Source organism: Mesorhizobium sp. STM 4661 (assembly GCF_000359125.1).
Lineage (GTDB): Bacteria > Pseudomonadota > Alphaproteobacteria > Rhizobiales > Rhizobiaceae > Mesorhizobium.
On record NZ_CAAF010000018.1, the window covers coordinates 1 to 22,727 of the forward strand.

The window sequence follows — 22,727 nt, forward strand, 5'->3', positions numbered from 1 at the left end:
GGGGGAGATTGGCAGCGTACCTGTCGATTGTAACGAAAACTTCATGGTTTCGAGATGCGGCTGAAACATTGAGGCTGGAGCTTGGTGGCGACGTTCAAAGCCACCCAGGAGACAGCCATGAACACAATTTCACGCCGCGCGTTCGTCACCTCCGCAAGCGCCGTTGGCCTCGTCGGCGCCTCGGGACTTGCGCTTCCCTATTATTCGCGTGCCAGCCAGCGGCCGGCTTTTACCCATGGCGTCCAGTCCGGCGATGTCGATGAAACCAGCGGCATGGTCTGGACGCGCACCGATCGCCCGTCGCGCGTCATGTTCGAGGTTTCGTCGACGGAAAATTTCGCAAACGCCATCCGCCTTGCGCCGCTCGATACGTCGCCGGCCAGCGATTACACGGTGAAGCGGCTGCTCACCGACCTCGCCTCCGACCAGGACATCTTCTACCGCATGACAGCGGCCGACCTCGCCGACATCAATGCCGTTTCCGAGCCGATCGTCGGCCGTTTCCGGACGGCGCCGGCCTCGAAGCGCAACATTCGTTTCGCCTGGTCGGGCGACACTGCCGGCCAGGGCTGGGGCATCGACGAGACCGGCATGAAGACCTACGCCACGATCGGCAAGCACACGCCCGACTTCTTCCTGCATTCCGGCGACACCATCTATGCCGACGGCCCGATGAAAGATGAGGTCGACCTTGCCGGCGGCGGCAAATGGAAGAACACCGTGCTCATCGACGAAAAACGCAAGGTCGCCGAGACGCTGGACGAGTATCGGGCGCAGTGGAAATATAACATGATGGACAAGAACGTGCTGGGCTTGAGCGCCATCTGTCCGACCTTCTACCAGTGGGACGACCATGAGGTGCTGAACAACTGGTCGGATTCGAAGGACCTGAGCGCTGATAGCCGCTACTCGGAAAAATCCATCCATGTGCTGGCGGCCCGCGCGGCGCGCGCCTTCCACGAGATGACGACGATCCGCTACGAACCGTCCGAACCCGGCCGCGTCTATCGCAAGATCGCCTATGGGCCGCTGCTCGATGTGTTCTTCCTCGACATGCGTTCCTATCGCGGTCCCAACGGTCCGGACATGCAGGATACGATGACGCCGCAATCGCGCATCCTAGGCGAGCAGCAGACGAAGTGGCTGAAGCGCGAACTGGCAAACTCCAAGGCGACCTGGAAGATCATCGCCGCCGACATGCCGCTCGGTCTCGTCGTCTGGGATGACGGCGCCAAGAAGGTCGGCGCCGAGGCGGTCAGCAATGGCGACAACGGCCCGGCCAAGGGACGCGAGCTCGAGATCGCCGACCTGTTGCGCTACATCAAGAATGCCGGCATCGGCAACACCGTGTGGCTGACCGCCGACGTGCACTACACCGCGGCGCATTACTACAATCCCGACAAGGCGCAGTTCCAGGATTTCAACCCGTTCTGGGAATTCGTTTCGGGTCCGATCCATGCCGGCACGTTCGGTCCCAACGATTTCGACATGACCTTCGGTCCGGAGCTGAAATTCATCAAGGCGCCGACCGCCGAGCAAGGGCAGAACCTGCCGCCGTCGGCCGGCCTGCAGTTCTTCGGCCTTGTCGACATCGACGGCGCCACCGAACAAATGACGGTGCGGCTGATGGATCGCGACGACAACGAACTCTACAAGGTCACGCTCGATCCGGTGCGGTCGGCGTGAGGACTGCTGATCAGTCCGGGTAGCAGACGGACGGAATCTTGGGCCAGACCGCGCTGTCGCAGCCGGCGGCCTGCTGCCTCTGCTTGAAGGAGGCACTGACCGGCCCGGTCACCACCGGGTCGACGCCATAGGGGGCGTCGGCGAAAAGCCGCTCGGCCGTCTGTGTGTCGGACTTCAGGGCAGCGCCCGCATCCTTGACCGTCGCAGCCGACTGCGCGGCGCCCGCCGCGAGAATCACGGCGAGAGCTGCCCATGCCAGGATCGGACGCAGTCTGCTGAGGGGATCGATCATGAAAATTGAACTGCTCGGAGCCGGCAAGGTTCCGCCTTGGTTAACAAAAAACATTTGACACGAAGAGGCTTAAGAATTGGTGACCAGATATTTGGGTAGCGGCATCCTCTTTCGCAAATGCGAAAAACCCTGTATGAGCCGCGCAACTGAAAGAGGCGGCGCCTTTTGGCCTGCTGCCTGCAACGCTCCCGAGACCACAACATGAAAATTCGTAATATCGCGATCATCGCGCACGTCGACCATGGAAAAACCACCCTCGTCGACCAGCTTTTGAAGCAGTCCGGTTCCTTCCGCGACAACCAGCGCGTCGCCGAGCGCGCCATGGATTCCAACGACCTCGAAAAGGAACGCGGTATCACCATCCTGGCCAAGGCGACCTCGGTCGACTGGAAGGACACCCGCATCAACATCGTCGACACGCCCGGCCACGCCGATTTCGGCGGCGAGGTCGAGCGCATCCTGTCGATGGTGGATTCGGCCATCGTGCTGGTCGACGCCGCCGAGGGGCCGATGCCGCAGACCAAGTTCGTGGTCGGCAAGGCGCTCAAGGTCGGCCTGAAGCCGATCGTCGTCATCAACAAGATCGACCGCCCCGACGCCCGCCATGTCGAGGTGGTCAACGAGGTGTTCGACCTGTTTGCAGCGCTTGACGCCACCGACGAACAGCTTGATTTCCCGATCCTCTACGGCTCGGGCCGCGACGGCTGGGTCTCTGAGAATCCCGAAGGTCCGAAGGACCAGGGCCTGGCGCCGCTGTTCGACCTCGTCATCAAGCATGTGCCGGCGCCGACCGTGCATCCCGGCCCGTTCCGCATGATCGGCACCATCCTGGAGGCCAATCCCTTCCTCGGCCGCATCATCACCGGCCGCATCGAGAGCGGCACGCTGAAATCCAATCAGGCGGTCAAGGTGCTGCACCATGACGGCACCCAGATCGAAACCGGCCGCGTCTCGAAGATCCTCGCCTTCCGCGGGCTCGAGCGCCAGCCGATCGACGAAGCGCAGGCGGGCGATATCGTCGCCATCGCCGGCTTGTCGAAAGGCACCGTCGCCGACACGTTCTGCGACCCGGCGGTGAGCGAACCGCTGCATGCGCAGCCGATCGATCCGCCGACGGTGACCATGTCCTTCCTGGTCAACGACTCGCCGCTGGCCGGCACCGAAGGTGACAAGGTGACCAGCCGCGTCATCCGCGACCGCCTGCTGCGTGAGGCCGAAGGCAATGTCGCGCTGAAGATCGAGGAATCGCCGGACAAGGATTCGTTCTTCGTTTCCGGACGCGGCGAATTGCAGCTTGCCGTGCTGATCGAGACGATGCGCCGCGAGGGCTTCGAGATCGCCGTCTCGCGGCCGCGCGTCGTCATGCAGAAGGGCGACAATGGCGAATTGCTGGAGCCGGTCGAGGAAGTCGTCATCGACGTCGACGAGGAACATGCCGGCGTCGTCGTGCAGAAGATGTCGGAGCGCAAGGCCGAAATGGTCGAACTGCGCCCGTCCGGCGGCAACCGCCAGCGCATCGTCTTCCACGCGCCGACGCGCGGCCTGATCGGCTACCAGTCGGAACTGTTGACCGACACGCGCGGCACCGCCGTCATGAACCGGCTGTTCCATGCCTACGAGCCCTACAAGGGCGAATTGCCGGGCCGCACCAATGGCGTGCTAATCTCCAACGAGCAGGGCGAGTCGGTGGCTTACGCCATGTGGAACCTGGAAGACCGCGGACCGATGGTCATCGATCCGGGCGTCAAGGTCTATCAGGGCATGATCATCGGCATCCATAGCCGCGACAACGACCTCGAAGTGAATGTGCTGAAGGGCAAGAAGCTCACCAACATCCGCGCCGCCGGCAAGGATGAAGCGGTCAAGCTGACGCCGCCGATCCGCATGACGCTGGAGCGGGCGCTGGCCTGGATCCAGGACGATGAACTGGTCGAGGTGACGCCGAAGACCATCCGGCTGCGCAAGCTCTATCTCGACCCGAACGAGCGCAAGCGCTTCGAGAAGTCGGCCAAGGTGGTTGGCGCGGCGTAAACCTCTTTCTCCTGAAACAATAATCGAGAGGGAGCACTGCTCCCTCCCTTTTGCTTTACCCGCCGGCGGCCGAGACGATGGCGTCGCGGTCGGTTTCGCCGGCCAGATCGATGCGGATCACCGTGCCCTCGCGGGCCGGCCTGCGCAGGGCCTTGGCCCCTCTGGTGCCACGACCAGCAATCGTTTGTCTTCCCAGACCTGAAGCCTCGACCTGGAGATGCCGAGTTCAACGGCCAGCAGACGGTCGAGGCGCAACGATGTCGGCATTTCCAGTTCGAGTTGGAGTTCCAGGGCCACCGTATTTTCCTGCCCGCCATCCAGCACCTGTTTGCGGACGGCTACCTCGGAAAATTCCTCTACTCGCCCGATCCGGCTTCTGATCGCGGTGGTGTCGAAAGCGTGGCGGCGGGCAAGCGCTGGATCGTTGCTTTCGAGTGCAGCCAGCAGCGCCGGCTCGATGTCGCGGCGGTTGCACCGCTCCAGAATCCCGAAATTCCAGGAATTCTCGCAATTGATGCAGCGGTAGATCAGCCAGGCGTCGATGCGTTTGCCGTTGGCATTGACACGGAATTTTTCGCTGCATTGATACGGCTTGGTGCCGCCGCAGCGATTGCAGTTGATGAGCGGTCGAGGCGCGGTTTTGGGCGCGATCGTCCAGCGGATACGCAGCAGTGCAGACATGCCGAAAAGCCCTTCCCGTCGGGAAGTTCATCAGATCGGCGATGTCGAGATGCCCATGCGGGCACGGCGTGGCGAGAGGCTGCGGCAGTTGGAAATCAGGCGTCGCGGGAGCGCGACGGCGGTTCAGTAATGCCAAACCGGTCTCGAACGCCACCCTGAGGAACACATTGAATTTAGAGGGGCATCGCGAATGCAATGCCTCGCATTGTGTCGGGGGAGTTGACGAGACCGGCGGTTACTGGGGCAAAGTGAAGCTCGAAATGGGTGTCGGGATGGAACTTCTAGCCGCGACATGTTTGGCGGACAAGGCTCTTCTTCGGCTGGCGCTACCGTTGCCCGGCCAGTTGGGCTAGTCTTGCGTGAGAGCCAACGCCCGAAAACAGAGATACGGTCATGCACTTCACCTCGCTTCTCATCTTTGCCGGCGCCCTGCTTGTCGCTGCCGGCTCACCCGGCCCTTCGATCGCCGCGCTCGTGGCGCGCGTCATTTCAAAAGGCTTTCGCGATGTGTTCCCGTTCCTGCTCGCCATGTGGATCGGCGAGGGCATCTGGCTGTCGCTGGCGGTGTTCGGGCTGGCCGTGGTGGCGCAGACGTTTCACTTCGCTTTCGTCGTCGTGAAATGGGTCGGCGTCGCCTATCTCGCATACCTCGCCTGGAAGATGTGGACGGCCCCTGTCGAGGCGCGCGAGGGCGAGATGCCGCGCGAAGATTCGGCCGTCAAGCTGTTCTTCGCCGGCATGGCGGTGACGCTCGGCAACCCCAAGATCATGATGTTCTATCTGGCGCTGTTGCCGACCATCATCGACCTCGCTTCGGTCAGCATTGTCGGCTGGGTCGAGCTGACGGCTACCATGGCGGTGGTTCTCATCGCCATCGACCTGGCATGGGTACTCGCTGCCTCGCAGGCGCGAAAACTGCTCAGGAGCAAACGCGCGATGAAGGTTGCTAACCGCATCAGCGCCGGCACCATGGCAGGTGCTGCGGCGGCGATCGCGGCGCGATCCTGAGCATGATCCCGAAAAGTGGGAACCGGTTTTCTCGGACAAACGGTTCGTTTGTCCAGAGATCATGCTCAAACTAACGGCGCGTCACATCATTTCGACGATCGGCGCGATCTCGACGCTGAAACCCGGGTCCGTCAGGATCGGGCAATCCTTGGCCTTGGCGACGGCATCGTCGATGTCTTTCGCTTCGATGATCGTATAGCCGGCGGTCGGATTGCTGCCACCATTGTTCTCGACCTTGCCGCCCGGCAGCACGGTCTTCGACATGCCGACCGGATTGCCGCCGTCGACAACGGCCGAGCCAAGCTTGGCGTACCAGCCGTTCCAGGCGTCCATCGCTGCTTTCCGCTCGGCCTCGTCGGTCGGCATCTTGCCCGAGCCATGATAGACGTAGAGAAATTTCGCCATGTTCTCCTCCCTTGATCCACGGCATCGAACCGGCATGCGGTCATGCTGCATGGCGATCATCGGGCCAAACCGGCAAACAAGCAACGAGAATGCGAAGCAGCTAATATAAGGCGCGGGGGATTCGCAACCGCGATGCCCATCGTGGCATCGCGTGAGGCATCCTTCGGTCGCGTTCTAATTGGGCAGCACGCCGGCCGTCGATGGCCGGTGCCGCCGCAGCCATCGCGGTGCGGTAAAGTCGAGGAGTGGCTTTGGAAGGTCACTATATTCCCCATGCCCCTACATGTGGTAATCCAACTGCAGAGGTGGGGAATATCAGGGCAGAAAATGGAGATCGTGTTTCCGATCGAGTTCGTTGTCTGCGGAACGCCTGTCTCTCACCAAGCCAAACGTCCTGAATCTCGGGAGCAGTGGAAGGACGAGGTCCGCAATTCAAGCCAGCCAGCGCTTCCGGATCCGCATTTTGCTAGTACCGATCGGATCGCCGTGACACTATTTTATTTCCCACCCGAACCGATGCAGGGCGATATAGACAATATCGTCAAGCTTGTTCTCGATGCGTGCTGCCCCCACATCTATCTCGATGATTCACAGGTCGAGCGCGTCGTCGTTCAGAAGTTTGAACCAGACCACCTGTTCAGCTTCGGCAATCCTTCTGCTACATTCGTGCACGCCTTTGAAGGTGCCAAGCCAGCTCTGTATGTTCGGATTTCGAATGATCCGCATGAGGAACTACAATGAAGTCGGACATTCTTGAACAGACCGTTTTGGAGAGTTTGCTCCCCGAGTTGGAAGCCGATGGGTATCAGGTCATCAGAGAGCCCCGACGCCCAATAGTCCCCCCCTTTCTCGGCTCATATCTCCCCGATCTAATCGCATTGAGGGAGGACGGTAACCTAGCTATAGAAGTCGTGTCTAAGGCCGATCCAGAAAGTCGAAAACTGGACGACATCGCCAGGCTGTTTGATGGTCAAAAAGGCTGGAAGTTTCGGATTTATTGGGCTTCTAAGTCGGACATCGAGGAGCCACTCCGGGCACAATCGATCAACGACATCGAAGAAGCGCTCGGTCAGGCGCAAACGCTTGTTGCCGAAAGTCACACCTCTGCAGGTTTCCTGTTGTCGTGGGCAATCTTCGAGGCAATCGCTCGTAGAATTCTCGCAGATCGATTTGGTCGACCGCAGACTCCGGGACGCCTTATCGAAATTATGGCCAATCAGGGAATACTTACACATAGTGAGGCGCACCGCCTGCGATCGTTAGCGAGTTTTCGTAATAGGTTCATTCATGGCGAGCTTGATGTCGGGGTTACCGCCGATGAGGCTGGCGAATTTCTGCAGATTCTTCAAAGTCTGATGACGATAGCCAGTCATCCAGCCTGACGATCCCCTATCGCGCCATGGCGTGGTATTCGTCGTTCGGCCGCATGTCGATCGCCGCCGCCACCCGGTTCGACATGTTGAAGAAGGCTGCTGTCGAGGCGATGTCCCAGATGTCGCGGTCGGTAAAGCCGGCCTGGCGAAGTGCTGCCCGATCGGCCTCGACGATCTTAGCCGGCTCCTCGGTCAGCTTGACCGCGAATTCAAGCATCGCCTTTTGTCTGTCGGAAAGGTCGGCGGCGCGGAAATTCATCGCCATCATCTCGCCGAAGGCCGGATCGCCGGAAAGCTGGCGCACCGCCGCGCCATGGGCGGTCAGGCAATAGTAGCAGTGGTTGATGGAGGAGACGGCGACCGCGATCATCTCGCGCTCCAGCTTCGACAGGCCCGAGTCGCCCAGCATCAGGTCATTGTACATGTCGGTGAAGGCGCGCAGCTTCTTCTCGTCGAAGGCGTAGGCCAGGAGCACATTGGGAACGAGGCCGAGCTTCTCCTCGCATTTGGCGAAATAGGCTTTCGTCGCTTCGCTCAATTCCGCCTGCGCGAGGTCAAGCGCCGTAATTTTCCCGGGCATCGGGCATTTCTCCTCTTTCACTGGCGGTTTGGCGCCGATTTCCGACATTTCGTCGCAAGCCGTCAAACCTTTGTCGCCAAACACCGGTCATCTGCTACCATAGTTGCAAAAGCATGTGACGGGAGGGATTGGCATCATGGCTGGCGTGAAATCCGCGGCTAAGTCGAAGAAAAAAGCCACCGTAGCGGCGAAAATGGAGGAAAGCCCGGTCAGGCTTGCCGACTATCTGCTTGCCCGCGCACCAGCGGAAGACATTGCCGCTTACGATGGCGCCGATCTCGAACGCGCCGCGGATCTGGCCGGCCACGCGGTCGCCCGGCACAAGAAGGGCGAATGCGTCGTCGCCGTCGATGCCGATTCCGGCGTTGCCCGCGATGGCCGTCCGGTCACGGTCATCACCGTCGTCAACGACAATATGCCGTTCCTGTTCGATTCCATCCTCGGCGAGATCACCGAGACTGCCGGCGAGCCGACCCTGGTCACCCACCCCGTCATCGTGGTGCGCCATGGCAAGGACGGTGTCGAGGAAATCCTCGGCGACGGCAGCGTCGCCAAGGACGACGGCAATCACGACCGGCTGAGCGTGATCCATGTCCACATTCCCCGCCTCGCCGCGGAGCAGGCGGACGCATTGGCGGAGCGGTTGCGCAAGATGCTCAACCAGGTCCGCGCCGCCGTCAGCGACTGGAAGCCGATGCTTGCCCGCCTCGACCAGGCAATTTCCGAATTCCGCTATTCTGCGGTGCCGCTCGACAAGAAGAGCGTCGCCGAAGCCATCGCCTTTCTGGAGTGGCTGCGCGACGACAATTTCATCTTCCTCGGCATGCGCGAATTCAAATACACCGGCGGCGAGGAAAGCGGCACGCTGGAACGCGCCGAAAAGCCCGGGCTCGGCATCCTCTCCGACCCAGACGTGCTGGTGCTGAGGCGCGGCACCGAAGCGGTGACGACGACGCCGGAAATCCGCGCCTTCCTGCATGGTCCGGAGCCGCTGATCGTCACCAAGGCCAATGCCAAATCTTCCGTGCACCGCCGCATCTATCTCGACTATATCGGCATCAAGACCTACACCACCAAGGGCGCGCTTGCCGGCGAGCTGCGCGTCGTCGGCCTGTTCACCTCGACCGCCTACACGCGCTCGGTGATGAAGATCCCCTATCTCAGGTCGAAGGCCGAGACCGTCATCGCCAAGTCCGGCTTCGACAGGCACGACCACTCCGGCAAGGCGCTGATCAACGTTTTGGAGAGCTATCCGCGCGACGAACTGTTCCAGGTCCCGATTCCGATCCTGAAAAAGCACGCCGCAGCCATTCTCGGCCTGATCGAGCGGCCGCGCGTCAGGGCGCTGGTGCGCGCCGACCAGTTCGACCGCTTCGTCTCGATCCTCGTCTTCGTGCCGCGCGACCGCTACGACAGCGTCGTGCGCGAGAAGATCGGCACCTATCTCAAGACCGCGTTCGAAGGCCGGCTGTCGGCCTATTACCCGGCCTTTCCGGAGGGCGGGCTGGCGCGCGTCCATTTCATCATAGGCCGTTCCGGCGGCAAGACGCCGAAGGTCGAACAAGCGGCCATCGAGGCGGCGATCCGCGACATCGTGCGCACCTGGGACGACGCGTTGGCCGAGGCGGCGGAAGCCGGCGGCAGCGATCAATCGCTGAAAAGCGTCGCCGCACGGCTTCCGGAAAGCTACCGCGATTCCTTCAGCGCCGCCGTGGCGTTGGCCGATGCCGGGCGCATCGCCAAGATCAGCGCCGCCCATCCGATCGCCATCGACTATTACCGTCATGCCGACCAGAAGCCGTATCAGGCGGCGCTCAAGATCTATCACCATGGCAGCCCGGTGGCGCTGTCCCGGCGTGTGCCGGTGCTGGAAAACATCGGCTTCCGCGTCATCAGCGAGCGCACCTTCGAGGTCGGCGACGATAGCTCAGGTATGGTCTTCATCCACGACATGGAGCTCGAAAACAGCTACGGCACGCCGATCGACCTTAGCGACGGCGGTGCGCTGTTCGAGGACGCTTTCCTGTCGGTATGGCGCGGCGACATCGACAATGACGGCTATAACGGACTTGCCCAGACGGCCGGCCTGTGGTCGGGCGAGGTCACCATCCTGCGCGCCTATGGCCGCTATCTGCAGCAGGCAGGCATTCCGCAGAGCCAGGATTTCATTGCCGCGGCACTCAACCGCTATCCCGACATCGCGCGCGGCCTGCATGCGCTGTTCGTCGCCCGTCTCGGGCCGACGGCCGAGGGCGAAGGCGTGGTGGCGGCCAAGCATCTCAAGGCCAAGATCAGGGATGCGCTGGAAGAGGTGCCCAACATCGATGACGACACCATCATCCGCCGCTATCTCAATTTGATCGAAGCCTCGCTGCGCACCAATCATTTCGTTGCCGATACGAAGGCGAAAGACCAGTCGCTGGCGATTAAGCTCGACTCGCAGACGGTCGACGGCCTGCCGGCACCGCGGCCGTGGCGGGAGATCTTCGTCTACGGTTCCGAGGTCGAGGGCGTGCATCTGCGCTTCGGCCCGGTCGCGCGCGGCGGGTTGCGCTGGTCGGACCGCGCCCAGGATTACCGCACCGAGGTGCTCGGCCTGGTCAAGGCGCAGCAGGTCAAGAATGCGGTGATCGTGCCGGTCGGCGCCAAGGGCGGCTTCTACCCGAAAAAGCTGCCGATGAGCGCCGGCCGCGATGCCATCTTCGAAGCCGGCACCTCGGCCTACAAGAACTTTGTCTCGAGCCTGTTGTCGATCACCGACAATATCGGCCTGGACGGCGTCATCCCGCCGGCCGGCGTGGTCAGGCGCGACCAGGACGATCCCTATTTCGTCGTCGCCGCCGACAAGGGCACGGCGACCTTCTCCGACACCGCCAATGCGATCAGCGAAAAACACGGCTTCTGGCTCGACGACGCTTTTGCCAGCGGCGGTTCGGCTGGCTACGACCACAAGAAGATGGGCATTACCGCCAAGGGCGCCTGGGAAGCGGTGAAGCGGCATTTCCGCGAGATGAACCGCGACATCCAGACCTCGCCCTTCACCGTCGTCGGCGTCGGCGACATGTCGGGCGATGTGTTCGGCAACGGCATGCTGCTGTCGGAGCAGACAAGGCTGATCGCCGCTTTCGACCATCGCGACATCTTCATCGATCCGGATCCTGACATGGCGGCTTCGATGGCAGAGCGCAAACGCATGTTTGATCTGCCGCGTTCGAGCTGGCAGGACTACGACAAGACCAAGCTCTCCGAAGGCGGCGTCATCGTCTCGCGCAGCCAGAAGTCGATCACGCTGCCGCCGGCAGCGGCCGCGGCGATCGGCCTTGCCAAGACGACCGCCTCGCCGGTCGAGATCATGACCGCCATCCTCAAGGCGCCGGTCGACCTTCTGTGGTTCGGCGGCATCGGCACCTATCTGCGGGCATCGACCGAAACCAACGCGGACGCCGGCGACCGCGCCAACGATGCCATTCGGGTGACCGCGCTCGACGTGCGCGCCAAGGTCATCGGCGAGGGCGCCAATCTCGGCGTGACGCAGCGGGCCCGCATCGAGTTCGGGCTGAATGGTGGTCGCTGCAATTCCGACGCCATCGACAATTCGGGCGGCGTCAACTGCTCCGACGTCGAGGTCAACATCAAGATCGCGCTGGCCTCGGTCATGCGCAAGGGAGCGCTGACCCGGCCTGCGCGCAACAAATTGCTGGCCGAGATGACCGATGAGGTCGGCTCGCTCGTGCTGTCCAACAATTACGAGCAGACGCTGGCGCTGTCGGTCGCCCGCAAGCGCGGCCTCGCCGATATTGCGCATCAGAGCCGCTTCATGACGGCGCTGGAAGCGCGCGGCTTGCTCGACCGCGCTGTCGAGACGCTGCCGTCTCCGGCCGCCCTTGCCGAGCGCGAGGCGCGCGGCGAGCCGCTGACCAGGGCCGAACTCGGCGTGCTGCTCGCCTATGCCAAGATCGTTCTCTTCTCCGACATCGTCGCCAGCGACGTCCCGGACGATCCGCATTTCGACAGTGACCTGATGGGCTATTTCCCGGATCGCATGGCGAAGAAATATGCGGCCGAGATCCACGGCCATCGCCTGCGCCGCGAGATTATCGCCCGTGTCGTCGCCAACGATTTGGTCAATCGTGGCGGCCCGTCCTACGTTAACCGGCTGCAGGAAGCGACCGGACGCACGGCGGCGGATGTCGTTCGCACCTTCGCGGTTGTCCGCGACGGTTTTGCGCTGCCGGCGCTCTACCTGGAGATCGACGCGCTCGACAACCAGATCGACGGCCAGACGCAGCTCGACCTTTACCAGTCCGTTAGCCGGCTTATTTATGTGACCAGCGGCTGGTATCTGAAGAACGATGCCGGCACTGCTGCGCTCGGCCAGCGGATCGCCGAGCTGCGGGAGGCACGCAAGGCGCTCGAACCGAAACTCGTTTCGTTGCTGCCCGTCTATTCGCGCGAACGGATCGAGGAGCGGCGGCACAGCCTGTTCAAGGGTGGCGCGCCGGAAAGGCTGGCCGAACAATTGGCGCTGACCGATGTGGCGGAGCTGATCCCCGACATCGCGCTGGCGGCACGGACGGCGAATGCCGACATCGTTGCCACCGCGAAGGCGTTTTTCGCGGTCAGCGATGCCTTCCGCATCCCGCGTGTCGAGGAAGCGGCGCGCTCGATCTCGCCGTCGGACTACTACGATCAATTGGCGCTTTCCCGCGCCACCGACACGATCGGTGCGGCCAGGCGCGGCATCGCGGTGGCGGCGCTCACCGGCCACGTCAAGGTGGCGGACCCGGTCGCGGCATGGCTGGAGGCCGGCGGCGAGCGGGTCGCACGCATCCGCGAACGGCTGCAGGCGCTGACCGAAGGCGGCGACATCACGGTGTCCAGGCTGTCGGTGGCCTCGGGGCTGATGAGCGATCTGACGGGGATATGACGGTCTCCACATCGCGCGAGATTGCCGGCAAGAACTGCGCTATAGAGCGAGGGACGCCCTGCTTCGGGGTTTTCACTTCCTGGAGGGGACATGACCGAGATAGCAGTGCAGCGTACGTCGAGGCGCGGCATCTGGGGATGGATGCTGTTCGACTGGGCGGCGCAGCCGCTCTTCACGGTGATCACCACCTTCATCTTCGGGCCCTATTTCGTCTCGCGCATGGCAAGCGATCCGGAGACAGGGCAGGCGGCCTGGGGCTACGGCATCGCGGCGGCCGGATTTGTGATTGCCATTTTGTCGCCGATCCTCGGTTCGATCGCCGACCAGACCGGACCGCGCAAGCCGTGGATTGCGTTCTTCGCGGTTATCCAGATCGTCAGCCTTTGCCTGCTCTGGCTCGCTGCTCCCGGCTCGAACCTTTTTCTGATCGTGGCGTTCTTCTCTCTGGCGTCGGTGGCTGCGGAATTCTCGACCGTGTTCAACGATTCGATGATGCCGCGGCTGGTGCCGAAGAGCGAGATCGGCCGGATCTCCAACATCGCCATGGCCCTCGGCTATCTCGGCGGCCTGATCGCGCTGATCTTCGTTGTCGCCTTCATGGCGGGTTTGCCGGAGACCGGCAAGACGATCTTCGGCTTCAATCCGGTGTTCGGGCTCGACCCGAAACTCGGCGAGGACGCTCGCGCGACCGGACCGCTGTCGGCGGCCTGGTACCTCCTGTTCATCCTGCCAATGTTCTTCTTCACACCGGATGCGATAAAGGGCATCCAGACGGGGCCGGCAGTGCGCGAGGGGCTATCGGAACTGAAATCGACACTGGCTGAAGTGCGTCAGCGCAGCGGCATCTTCCGCTTTCTCATTGCTCGCATGATCTATCAGGACGGCGTCAATGCACTGCTTGCGCTGGGCGGCACGTTTGCGGCAGCGATGTTCCACTGGTCGATTACCGAGATCGGCGTGTTCGGCATCATACTCAACGTGGTTGCGATCGCGGGTTGCCTGATTGCTGCCCGTCTCGACACAGCGCTCGGCTCCAAGATTGTCGTCATGATCTCGCTGGTGATGCTGACTGTCGCCACGATTGGGATCGTGTCGACCGGGCCAGGTTACACCTTGTTCGGCGCCTGGATGATGCCTGGAGCGGATAGCGGCGGGTTGTTCGGTACAGCGGCGGAAAAGGCCTACATTCTCTACGGTCTGCTGATCGGCCTGGCTTTCGGGCCGGTGCAGGCGTCGTCGCGGTCCTACATGGCGCGCAGCGTTACCCCGGCCGAATCCGGCCGCTATTTCGGAATCTACGCCCTGGCCGGACGGGCCACCAGTTTCGCCGCACCCTTCATGGTGTCGACGATCACTCTGGCCAGTGGCTCGGCGCGGCTCGGAATGGCGGCGATCGTGTTGTTCCTGGCCGTCGGCCTGGTGATCCTGATTCGCACGCCCTATCCGGCGGACCAGCCGGCGGAGTGAGCTTACTCTCCCCCTTGTGGGGAGGCAAAAAGCGCCTAATGCATGTCGCCCAAAAGTGTGCAGCGGTTTTGGGACAACGACATGCATGAAAACAAAGACTTAAAGCGCGTCGGCTGAATCCGTTTCAGCGCGACGCGCTTTAATGCCGGAAGTGCCGCACTCCCGTAAACACCATGGCGATGCCGTGCGCGTCGGCGGCGGCGATGACGTCGTCGTCGCGCATCGAGCCGCCCGGCTGGATGACTGCGGTGGCGCCGGCTTCGATCGCAGACAAAAGCCCGTCGGCGAAGGGGAAGAAGGCGTCGGAGGCGACGACCGAGCCCCTGGTCAGCGGCTCGGCCAGGCCGGCGGCCTCGGCCGCATCGAGCGCCTTGCGCGCGGCGATGCGCGAGGAATCGACGCGGCTCATCTGGCCGGCGCCAATGCCGACGGTGGCGCCGTCCCTGGCGTAGACGATGGCGTTCGATTTGACGTGCTTGGCGATGCGGAAGGCGAATTTCAAATCGGCCATCTCGGCCGGCGTCGGCGCGCGCTTCGTCACGACCTTGAGTTCCAGGTCGTCGACCACCGCATTGTCGCGACCCTGGACGAGCAATCCGCCGGAAACGGATTTGACGGTTGTGCCCGCGGCGCGCGGGTCGGGCAGGCCGCCGGTGACCAGCAGGCGGAGGTTCTTCCTTGCAGCGACGATGCCGATTGCCTCTTGCGAGGCGTCGGGCGCGATGATGACCTCGGTGAAGGTCTTGACGATCTCCTCGGCGGCCTCGGCATCGAGGGTGCGGTTCATCGCGACGATGCCGCCGAAGGCCGAGACCGGGTCGCAGGCCAGCGCCTTGGCATAGGCCGCCTTCAGTGATGCGCCTTCGGCGACGCCGCACGGGTTGGCATGCTTGATGATGGCGACAGTGGCCGAATGGGCCGGGTCGAACTCGCCCACCAGTTCGAAGGCGGCGTCGGTGTCGTTGATGTTGTTGTAGGAAAGCTGCTTGCCCTGAAGCTGGCGTGCCGTGGCGACGCCCGGCCGCTTGTCGCCGTTGACATAGAAGCCGGCGCCCTGATGCGGGTTCTCGCCATAGCGCATGACCTGGTCCAGCCTGCCGCCAAAGGCGCGCCAGGTCGGGTGCTCGATCTCCAGTGCTTCCGCGAACCAGCCGGAGATCGCCGCATCATAGGTGGCGGTGCGGGCGAATGCCTTGGCCGCCAGCTTCTTGCGGAAATCCAGCGACAGCGAGCCGAAATTCATCTCCAGCGCATTGAGCACCGAGAGATAGTCGCCGGGGTCGGTGACGATGGCGACATAGGCGTGGTTCTTGGCCGAAGCGCGGATCATCGCCGGCCCGCCTATGTCGATGTTCTCGACGATCGCGGCGTAATTGGCGCCGGAGCGGCGAACCTCTTCGAAAGGGTAGAGATTGGAGACGAGGAGATCGATCGGCTCTATGTTGTGATCGTGCATGGCTTTGGCGTGGTCGGGGTCGTCGCGCACACCGAGCAGCGCACCGTGCACTGAGGGATGCAGCGTCTTGACGCGGCCATCCATGATCTCGGGAAAGCCTGTCAGCTCGGACACGTCGCGGACAGTCATGCCGGCCTCGGCGATTGCCTTTGCGGTGCCGCCAGTGGAGATCAGCTCGACGCCGGCCGCGGCCAGCGCTCTGGCGAAATCGATGAGGCCGGTCTTGTCGAAAACGGAGAGTAGCGCGCGACGCACGGGAACGAGGTCGGGCGCTGGAATGTTCTTGGCGGCGACGGCCATGGGCTGGCGGCCTTTCGGTTTGGAAAGCGTCCGCGCGCCGTAGCATATGACGCCTGGAAATCAAGGTGGAAGCTCAATCAGCCGGGCGCATCACGGCAGACACCGTCAGCTTTTCTCGGGATAACGGGCGATCACGGTCCGCGTCAGTTGCCAGTGAACTTCTGATATCTCCGAGGCCTTGAAGGCAAGCACGATCTGGCGGCTGCGGCGCGGCCCGCCAAGGCCGGCGAAATAGATCGATTCCTCGACGTCCGGCGCCACTTCGGTGCAGGTGAACACCCAGGTATCGGCCTGGTCGGTGGTGAGCACCAGGCGGTCATGCTCGTCCTGGAGCAGGCTTATGTCGGGATGGATGTGGAAGCGCACGGTGACGAAATCGCGGCCATTGTTGCGGATGGCAGCATTGCCCGGCCGCTGGAAGCGATCCCTGCCGGCGAGCACATTACCGTTGGTCGACAATGTCAGCTCGCGTTCATGCAGGAAGCCGAAGCGCGAGACATAGCCGTCATGGCGGGCCAGAAAACCCTGGCTGCCCGGCTGGTCGGTGCGCTTGCAAGGCACATGCTGTGGACCGCCGATCAGCGGCGTGCCGAGCAGGTCGTTGACGCGCAGCGAATGGCTGAAGCGCGCCGACGAGGTATCGTTGACGGTGGCGGTCGAGTGGGCGGCCGTGGCGCGGGCAAGCGGCCGGAATTCGGCGGCGCCATAGGTGTCGACGCCGGCATTGACGATATAGTGCTGGCGGCCGGAGGACAGTTCAAAGGCCAGGCATCCGGCGTGCGCGGCGTTGGAAACATCGACGGGCGGCGACGGGCCGGTATCGGCGATGACCGTCACGCCGCCCATGCAGAGGCGCTCATAGCCCGAATGCGGCGCGTGCAGCAGTGGCGCGCCGGCCGTGTCGTCGTGGCGCAGGATGGTGGCGATACGGTCGTGGATGGTCGCGCCCATGCCGTTGAAGCGGGCGAGACTGCCGTCCTGGTGGCGAAAGAAACGCAGCGCCGGCAGCATGCGGTCGATCGCTCCCATCAGGGCTGCCGGCGGCGTCTCCGCCTGATTGGCATAGGTCTGGCGCAGTGGCAGAAGGTCGGCGAGGAGTTCGAGAACGGCCATCGGATTGCGGGAGATATGGCCACCGTCGGGCAGGATCTGGCGGTCGAGCTCCTCGGCGAGGTTGCGTGTCGCATTGCGCAGCGCCGACGCCGGCGCCGGCAGCGACAAAGCGGCAAAGGCGAGCGCGATGCGGGCGCGCAGCTTTTCCTTGCCGTCCGGCATCTCGCGCGCCATCGCCCTGAGATAACGGATCTGGACGGCAAGCGATTTCAGGAAGGCCCGATAGAAGGGAAATTCAGCACCCTGCAGCACGACCGAGGAGTGCTGCAGCCAGGCGATGACGCGCTTGGCCGTCGTGCCGGGCTCCCAGCCGACGCCGGAAATTTGGCCGCCATGCATCGTGATCCAGTCGGAAACCAGCGCGCGGGCGTTGGCCGCGGCGAGTTCGGTGCCGGCGGCGCGCATATGGCGCAACCAGCGAAAGCCATGCAGTGTCTTTTGCCAGCCGGGATTGGGCACCTCGATCTGGAAGGGCGACTTGCCGCCGGTCTCGACCAGATGTCCCGACAGCGGATAACGGCCATAGTAGATCTCAAGCGCGATCTGCGGGTCGGCGAGGCGCAGGTCCGGCGGAGCGATCAGAACGCGTTCCGGCGTGCGGCCGGAATAGCGCCAGCGATAGACAGGCCCGGCACGCAGGCGCCGGCGCGCCTTGCGCCAGAACTCCCTCGCGACAAGCGTCCATAGACGCGTCGTGCTGCCGGCAGCGAGTGCCAAAACCCCTCCTCATCGCCCTCAACCCGAAGACAAGATTATATGATTCAAGAACTTATGCGAAGGCGAATTCCATGGAAGCCCTGGAGTTCAGCCCGGTTTCCGCATGGTTCTCCCCAAAAAAGTCGGTAAATTTTCAGGGTCAGACGCTTTGACCGGCCCTGCGCATGCGGGCGGCGAAGAAGCCGTCCAGACCGGAAACCTCGGGGGATTCGAGTTCCATGTCGGCGGGCGTGGTGCGCAGCGTACCTTGCGGCGTCAGAAACGGATCGATGCCGGCGACTTCGCCTGGGCGCAGCGGGTCGTCGACGATATCAGCCGTCCCGGCGAGGAAGGCGCGGTGAAGCGCCTCGCCTTCGAGCGGATCGAGCGAACAGTTGGAAAAGACGATGCGTCCACCCGGTCTGACCAGGGTCACAGTGCGGGCAAGCAGCCTCGCCTGCAGAGCGGCAAGCTTTTCGACGTCGGCCGGTGTCTTGGTCCAGGGCACGTCGGGATGTCGCCGCACCGTGCCGGTCGAGGAGCAGGGCGCATCGAGCAGAACGGCATCGAACAATTCGTTCGGCTCAAAAGCGAGCAGATCGGCCTGGACGATCTCGGCGGAGAGGCCGAGGCGTTCAAGGTTCTGCGCCAGCCGGGCCAAGCGGTTGTTCGATGTGTCGACGGCGGTAACGTGGGCGCCGGCAAGAATGAGCTGGGCCGTCTTGCCGCCGGGCGCGGCGCAGAGATCGGCGACGCGAAGCCCCTTCACATCGCCGAACAGCCGGGCCGGAAGGCTGGCCGCGGCATCCTGCACCCACCAGGCACCTTCCATGAAGCCGGGCAGTTCGGTGACGGAGGCGCTGAGCTTTTCGACGCGCACCGTGCCGGTCGGCAGCACGATGCCGCCGAGTTTTTCTGCCCAGAGGGCCGGATCGGCCTTGACCGAAAAGTCGACCGACGCCTCAACGCGGTGGGCAGCGAGGATCTGCCTGGCCTTGTCGACGCCGTAGGTCGCCTCCAGCCGGTCGGAAAACCATTTTGGCGCTTCGTCGGTCGCGGCAAGGGCGGCAGGCAATTCCGTTTCCTTGGCACGCGCCAGCGTGCGCAGCACGCCGTTGACGAGACCGGCAAAGCGCAGCGTGCGCGGATCGGACTTGGCGTGGGTGACCGCAAGATCGACGGCGGCGCTGTCGGGAATGTCGAGGAACAGGATCTGCGCCGCCGCAACATGCAATATATGCGACAAGGCGGTAGCGTTGGGCGGCAGCGGCTTTTCCAGCCGGCGCGCCAGCAGCCCCGCAATCGTCATGCGATAGCGCAGCGCGGTGACCAATATGGCGCGCACCAGCGACCGGTCGCGCAGGTCGAGCGCCTTGTATTGCGGGTGGCCGTTCTCGTGGTCGGTCAGCCCGTCGAGCGGCGTTCTGGCATCGATGACGGCGGCAAGCAGACGGGCCGCGGCCTTGCGGGCGGCAAGGCCGGCAACGAATTGGTCACCGGCATTTTGCTGATGATCGCCTGAAATTGTGCGTCTAGGTGCTCTGTCGGCCACGCTCACGACCACCGGCCCTTGGGCCCGGTCGGATTGCGTCCCCATGGATTGGTTTTCGGCTTGGCCGGCTCTGCCGGCTGCTCGGGCCGCGCGACCTGGTCCCACGGACCTGACGGCTGTTCTTCGTCCGCCTGCCGCGGCGACGGGGCCTGGCGCGGGGGGATCTGGGTTTCGCTGCCACCCATCTCGCGCGCCATCGCCTGCAAGGCGGCGATGCGGTTGTCGGCGCTCGGATGGGTGGAAAACAGACTGTCCATGCGCTCGCCGGAAAGTGGGTTGACGATGAAGAGATGGGCCATGGCCGGATTGCGCTCGGCATCCGGATTGGGAATGCGTTCGGCGCCTCGGGCGATCTTGTCAAGGGCAGATGCCAGCCACAGCGGATGGCCGGTGATTTCGGCGCCGCGCCGGTCGGCCTCGTATTCACGCGTGCGGCTCACCGCCATCTGCACGATCATGGCGGCAAAGGGCGCCACGAGCATGGCCACCAGCACGCCGACAAAGCCGAACGGGTTGTTGTTGTCGCGACTGCCGCCGAAGAAGAAGGCAAAATTGCCGAGCATCGAGATGGCGCCGGCAAGCGTGGCGACAATGGTCATGGTCAGCGTGTCGCGGTGCTGCACATGGGCGAGCTCGTGCGCCATCACCGCCGACACTTCCTCATGCGAGAGCCGCTGGAGAAGGCCGGTCGAGGCCGCCACCGCGGCATTCTCGGGGTTGCGGCCGGTGGCGAATGCGTTGGGCTGCGGATTGTCGATCAGATAGGTCTTCGGCATCGGCAGGCCAGCCTGTTTGGCGAGCGTCTGCACGATGGCGTAGTATTCGGGCGCATTCTTCTCGTCGACCTCGACGGCGCGGTTCATCGACAGCACCATCTTGTCGGCGTTCCAATAGCTGAACAAATTGGTGGCGGCGGCGATCAGCAGCGCGATCATCATGCCGCCCGATCCGCCGATCAGAAAGCCGACGCCCATGAAGAGCGCGGTCATGGCGGCCAGAAGCATGGCGGTGCGAAGGGTGTTCATTGTCTGCTCCGTTTCTGCCCGCGCTGCGGAAAGGGGGTCGATCGTTGTAGGTCCATCGCTATATGATGGGAAACGCCTGCCGCTGTTTCAATCCGCCGGAATTATCGCATGATCGACGAAACCAGTAAAATAAATGCCAGCCCGGCCGACGAGGCGCCGCAAAAGACGCTGACGCCGGCGGCCAAGCGCGCGCTCACGGAGGCGCAAGCACGGCGCGAAAATTATCGCGCGAAGGAGGCAGCGCTGCCAAAGGAGATCGGCGGCCGCGGCGGCAAGGAACCCGGCCGCTATGGCGACTGGGAGGTCAAGGGCCTGACCAGCGACTTTTAGCCGGAGGCTGTCTCGGTCGCACGCGCGGGCTCGAGGGCGATCCAGCCGCTGTCGTCGACAGCAATGCCAATCATATCGTAACCGGCAATCGCGGCATGCGGCGTTTGCAATTCGTGCCGGTGCGTGGCGCTGATCACCATGACGGCGGCGCCCGCTGCCTCGGCCGCCGCTATGCCGGCGGGCGCATCTTCGAAAACGAGGCAGTCGCGCGCCTCGACACCGAGCCGCCCGGCTGCCAGCCGGAAGCAATCGGGCGCCGGCTTGCCGCGCGAAACATCCTCCGCGGCGACAAGGACGGCGGGAAGCGGGATGCCGGCGGCCTTCATGCGCAGCAGCGCCAGCTCGCGCGGCGCGGAGGTGACGATCGCCCAGCGCTCCGGCGGCAGCGAGGCCAGGAACGCCACGGCGCCGGCAATCGGAACAATGCCTTCGACATCGGCGGCTTCCGCCTGCAAAAGAACATCGGCTTCATGCGCCGGATCGACGCCGGGAAGCGCCAACCCGGCGATGGTCTCGATCGCCCGCACGCCGTGGATCGTCGGCAGGAATGCGGCCACGTCGAGACCTTGCCGCCGCGCCCACGCCGCCCAGACCCTTTCCGCCGAGGCAATCGAATTGAGCACCGTGCCGTCCATATCGAACAGGAAGGCTGCGAATTTTCTGCCTGCGAACATCTGTTTTCCTGAGGTCGTCTCGGAGGGATGCCCGAGGGGGAGCATATCGATCGACCGTAACGCTGCCGCGTCGGCATGGGAAGGCGTGAGGCTTGCGTTTTTGACGACCGCGCGGGGAACCGTTGGCCGGCTTCTGGCGTTGAGCGACACTGTCTTCCACGACGATCGAAGGGGGAACGGCGATGCTGATAAGGCTCGGCTATGAAATTGCCATTGATTGTGTTGCAGCCACGCCGGTCATTTCACTGCTCGATATCCACCGGGATCGCCAGGCCGATATCAAGCGGCAGACGCGCGTGCTGACGTCGCCTTCGGTGCCCACCGCGGTCTACCATGACCTTTACGGCAACGCCTGCCGCCGGTTCACCGCGCCGGCCGGCGGCTTCCGTATCCTCTACGACGCGGTTGTCGAAGACAGCGGCGAGCCGGATGAGGTCAACACGCTGGCCAGGGAACTGCCGGTGGCGGAGTTGCCGGACGAGGTGCTCGGCTATCTCTTGGGTAGCCGCTATTGCGAGACCGACCACCTCAGCAATCTCGCATGGCAGCGTTTCGGTCATGTTCCATCCGGCTGGGCGCGGGTGCAGGCGATCGTCGATTACGTCCACAATCGTCTGTCCTTTGGCTATGGCTATGCGCGTTCGACCCGCACGGCGGCGCAGGCGCATGAGGAGCGGGTCGGCGTCTGCCGCGACTTCGCCCATCTGGCGATCACGCTCTGCCGCTGCATGAACATCCCCGCCCGCTATGTGAATGGCTATCTCGGCGACATCGGCGTGCCGGCCGACCCGGCGCCGATGGATTTCTCGGCCTGGGTGGAAGTGTTCCTCGACGGCAAATGGTACACGTTCGACCCTCGCCACAATGCGCCGAGAATCGGCCGCGTGGTCATCGCCCGCGGCCGCGACGCAACCGACGTGCCGCTGCTGCACAGTTTCGGGCCGCACCGGCTCAGCCTGTTCAAGGTGTGGACCTACGAGCAGGAAAGCAATCTGTTCAATCCTCCCCATCATGGCATCGACAGGACCGTCAGCGCGCGGATGCTGGCATAGGTTCGCAGGCGACGCCTTTGTGGCCGCTCCAGGTCGGTTGCACCTGATCCGCTTCGGCACAGCATCTCTGTGCCGGATC

At 63.4% G+C, this 22,727-nt stretch carries 18 protein-coding genes; 9 read left to right on the forward strand and 9 right to left on the reverse strand.

Features of this window, described 5'->3' with window-relative positions:
- Positions 1-117: 117 nt before the first annotated feature.
- The gene (locus MESS4_RS05235; RefSeq protein ID WP_006327406.1) at positions 118-1,686 is read left to right on the forward strand and encodes an alkaline phosphatase; all 1,569 of its coding nucleotides are present in this window, start codon (positions 118-120) and stop codon (positions 1,684-1,686) included.
- A gap of 10 nt (positions 1,687-1,696) precedes the next feature.
- Here the strand turns inward: MESS4_RS05235 and MESS4_RS05240 are convergent, their stop codons facing one another.
- Positions 1,697-1,978 carry a hypothetical protein gene (locus tag MESS4_RS05240; RefSeq protein ID WP_006327408.1) on the reverse strand — a complete coding sequence of 94 codons (282 nt, stop codon included), beginning with the start codon at positions 1,976-1,978 and terminating at the stop codon, positions 1,697-1,699.
- A gap of 201 nt (positions 1,979-2,179) precedes the next feature.
- On the opposite strand from MESS4_RS05240, the gene typA reads away from it, so the two are divergent.
- Positions 2,180-4,009, forward strand: coding sequence for a translational GTPase TypA (gene typA / locus MESS4_RS05245; protein WP_006327410.1), 1,830 nt, complete (start codon positions 2,180-2,182; stop codon positions 4,007-4,009).
- Positions 4,010-4,126: 117 nt separating this feature from the next.
- Here the strand turns inward: typA and MESS4_RS05250 are convergent, their stop codons facing one another.
- Entirely contained in the window at positions 4,127-4,690 is a 564-nt protein-coding gene (locus MESS4_RS05250) for a DUF1062 domain-containing protein (RefSeq protein WP_006327414.1), read from the reverse strand.
- Between the two features lie 393 nt (positions 4,691-5,083).
- Between MESS4_RS05250 and MESS4_RS05260 the strand changes: the two genes are divergently transcribed.
- Positions 5,084-5,698: a LysE family translocator gene (locus MESS4_RS05260; protein WP_006327418.1), complete on the forward strand. Its 615-nt coding sequence runs from the start codon at positions 5,084-5,086 to the stop codon at positions 5,696-5,698.
- Positions 5,699-5,779: 81 nt separating this feature from the next.
- Here the strand turns inward: MESS4_RS05260 and MESS4_RS05265 are convergent, their stop codons facing one another.
- Positions 5,780-6,103: a YciI family protein gene (locus MESS4_RS05265; RefSeq protein ID WP_006327419.1), complete on the reverse strand. Its 324-nt coding sequence runs from the start codon at positions 6,101-6,103 to the stop codon at positions 5,780-5,782.
- Positions 6,104-6,430: 327 nt separating this feature from the next.
- Here MESS4_RS05265 and MESS4_RS05270 point away from each other — a divergent pair, with 327 nt between their 5' ends.
- Together MESS4_RS05270 and MESS4_RS05275 are read left to right on the forward strand one after the other, a co-directional pair.
- Positions 6,431-6,844 carry a RusA family crossover junction endodeoxyribonuclease gene (locus MESS4_RS05270; RefSeq protein WP_006327420.1) on the forward strand — a complete coding sequence of 138 codons (414 nt, stop codon included), beginning with the start codon at positions 6,431-6,433 and terminating at the stop codon, positions 6,842-6,844.
- The gene (locus MESS4_RS05275) at positions 6,841-7,485 is read left to right on the forward strand and encodes a HepT-like ribonuclease domain-containing protein (protein WP_006327421.1); all 645 of its coding nucleotides are present in this window, start codon (positions 6,841-6,843) and stop codon (positions 7,483-7,485) included. Before MESS4_RS05270 ends, MESS4_RS05275 begins: the two co-directional genes overlap by 4 nt.
- Positions 7,486-7,492: 7 nt before the next feature.
- Here the strand turns inward: MESS4_RS05275 and MESS4_RS05280 are convergent, their stop codons facing one another.
- Positions 7,493-8,056: a peroxidase-related enzyme gene (locus MESS4_RS05280; protein ID WP_006327422.1), complete on the reverse strand. Its 564-nt coding sequence runs from the start codon at positions 8,054-8,056 to the stop codon at positions 7,493-7,495.
- Between the two features lie 136 nt (positions 8,057-8,192).
- On the opposite strand from MESS4_RS05280, the gene MESS4_RS05285 reads away from it, so the two are divergent.
- Positions 8,193-12,983, forward strand: a complete 4,791-nt coding sequence (locus tag MESS4_RS05285; RefSeq protein WP_006327423.1) for an NAD-glutamate dehydrogenase — start codon at positions 8,193-8,195, stop codon at positions 12,981-12,983.
- Between the two features lie 90 nt (positions 12,984-13,073).
- Positions 13,074-14,450: an MFS transporter gene (locus tag MESS4_RS05290; RefSeq protein WP_006327425.1), complete on the forward strand. Its 1,377-nt coding sequence runs from the start codon at positions 13,074-13,076 to the stop codon at positions 14,448-14,450.
- Positions 14,451-14,589: 139 nt separating this feature from the next.
- Here the strand turns inward: MESS4_RS05290 and purH are convergent, their stop codons facing one another.
- From purH to htpX, 4 genes are all read right to left on the reverse strand, one after another.
- On the reverse strand, positions 14,590-16,206 hold the full coding sequence (gene purH / locus MESS4_RS05295) for a bifunctional phosphoribosylaminoimidazolecarboxamide formyltransferase/IMP cyclohydrolase (protein WP_006327426.1): 1,617 nt from the start codon (positions 16,204-16,206) through the stop codon (positions 14,590-14,592).
- Between the two features lie 105 nt (positions 16,207-16,311).
- Positions 16,312-18,036: a heparinase II/III family protein gene (locus tag MESS4_RS05300; protein WP_006327428.1), complete on the reverse strand. Its 1,725-nt coding sequence runs from the start codon at positions 18,034-18,036 to the stop codon at positions 16,312-16,314.
- A gap of 139 nt (positions 18,037-18,175) precedes the next feature.
- Positions 18,176-19,612, reverse strand: a complete 1,437-nt coding sequence (locus MESS4_RS05305) for an RsmB/NOP family class I SAM-dependent RNA methyltransferase (RefSeq protein WP_051070845.1) — start codon at positions 19,610-19,612, stop codon at positions 18,176-18,178.
- Positions 19,570-20,592: a zinc metalloprotease HtpX gene (gene htpX / locus MESS4_RS05310; RefSeq protein ID WP_006327432.1), complete on the reverse strand. Its 1,023-nt coding sequence runs from the start codon at positions 20,590-20,592 to the stop codon at positions 19,570-19,572. The genes MESS4_RS05305 and htpX overlap by 43 nt, the downstream gene beginning before the upstream one ends.
- Before the next feature lie 108 nt (positions 20,593-20,700).
- Between htpX and MESS4_RS05315 the strand changes: the two genes are divergently transcribed.
- Positions 20,701-20,922, forward strand: a complete 222-nt coding sequence (locus tag MESS4_RS05315) for a DUF1674 domain-containing protein (protein WP_006327433.1) — start codon at positions 20,701-20,703, stop codon at positions 20,920-20,922.
- Here MESS4_RS05315 and MESS4_RS05320 read toward each other — a convergent pair.
- A complete protein-coding gene (locus MESS4_RS05320) occupies positions 20,919-21,596 on the reverse strand; it encodes an HAD-IA family hydrolase (protein ID WP_006327434.1) in 678 nt (225 codons plus the stop codon). The two genes, MESS4_RS05315 and MESS4_RS05320, sit on opposite strands and share 4 nt — an antisense overlap.
- 182 nt (positions 21,597-21,778) lie before the next feature.
- Here MESS4_RS05320 and MESS4_RS05325 point away from each other — a divergent pair, with 182 nt between their 5' ends.
- Entirely contained in the window at positions 21,779-22,648 is an 870-nt protein-coding gene (locus tag MESS4_RS05325) for a transglutaminase family protein (protein ID WP_006327435.1), read from the forward strand.
- Positions 22,649-22,727: the final 79 nt, after the last annotated feature.

What these genes read in the sequence shown, in the direction of transcription:
- typA (WP_006327410.1), top strand. Translation starts at nt 2,180, where the DNA reads ATGAAAATTCGTAATATCGCGATCATCGCGCACGTCGACCATGGAAAA.
- purH (WP_006327426.1), bottom strand. Translation starts at nt 16,206, where the DNA reads ATGGCCGTCGCCGCCAAGAACATTCCAGCGCCCGACCTCGTTCCCGTG.
- MESS4_RS05285 (WP_006327423.1), top strand. Translation starts at nt 8,193, where the DNA reads ATGGCTGGCGTGAAATCCGCGGCTAAGTCGAAGAAAAAAGCCACCGTA.
- MESS4_RS05305 (WP_051070845.1), bottom strand. Translation starts at nt 19,612, where the DNA reads ATGGGGACGCAATCCGACCGGGCCCAAGGGCCGGTGGTCGTGAGCGTG.
- MESS4_RS05275 (WP_006327421.1), top strand. Translation starts at nt 6,841, where the DNA reads ATGAAGTCGGACATTCTTGAACAGACCGTTTTGGAGAGTTTGCTCCCC.
- MESS4_RS05320 (WP_006327434.1), bottom strand. Translation starts at nt 21,596, where the DNA reads ATGTTCGCAGGCAGAAAATTCGCAGCCTTCCTGTTCGATATGGACGGC.
- MESS4_RS05250 (WP_006327414.1), bottom strand. Translation starts at nt 4,690, where the DNA reads ATGTCTGCACTGCTGCGTATCCGCTGGACGATCGCGCCCAAAACCGCG.
- MESS4_RS05290 (WP_006327425.1), top strand. Translation starts at nt 13,074, where the DNA reads ATGACCGAGATAGCAGTGCAGCGTACGTCGAGGCGCGGCATCTGGGGA.
- MESS4_RS05270 (WP_006327420.1), top strand. Translation starts at nt 6,431, where the DNA reads ATGGAGATCGTGTTTCCGATCGAGTTCGTTGTCTGCGGAACGCCTGTC.
- MESS4_RS05265 (WP_006327419.1), bottom strand. Translation starts at nt 6,103, where the DNA reads ATGGCGAAATTTCTCTACGTCTATCATGGCTCGGGCAAGATGCCGACC.
- MESS4_RS05240 (WP_006327408.1), bottom strand. Translation starts at nt 1,978, where the DNA reads ATGATCGATCCCCTCAGCAGACTGCGTCCGATCCTGGCATGGGCAGCT.
- MESS4_RS05260 (WP_006327418.1), top strand. Translation starts at nt 5,084, where the DNA reads ATGCACTTCACCTCGCTTCTCATCTTTGCCGGCGCCCTGCTTGTCGCT.
- MESS4_RS05325 (WP_006327435.1), top strand. Translation starts at nt 21,779, where the DNA reads ATGCTGATAAGGCTCGGCTATGAAATTGCCATTGATTGTGTTGCAGCC.
- MESS4_RS05280 (WP_006327422.1), bottom strand. Translation starts at nt 8,056, where the DNA reads ATGCCCGGGAAAATTACGGCGCTTGACCTCGCGCAGGCGGAATTGAGC.
- MESS4_RS05315 (WP_006327433.1), top strand. Translation starts at nt 20,701, where the DNA reads ATGATCGACGAAACCAGTAAAATAAATGCCAGCCCGGCCGACGAGGCG.
- MESS4_RS05235 (WP_006327406.1), top strand. Translation starts at nt 118, where the DNA reads ATGAACACAATTTCACGCCGCGCGTTCGTCACCTCCGCAAGCGCCGTT.
- htpX (WP_006327432.1), bottom strand. Translation starts at nt 20,592, where the DNA reads ATGAACACCCTTCGCACCGCCATGCTTCTGGCCGCCATGACCGCGCTC.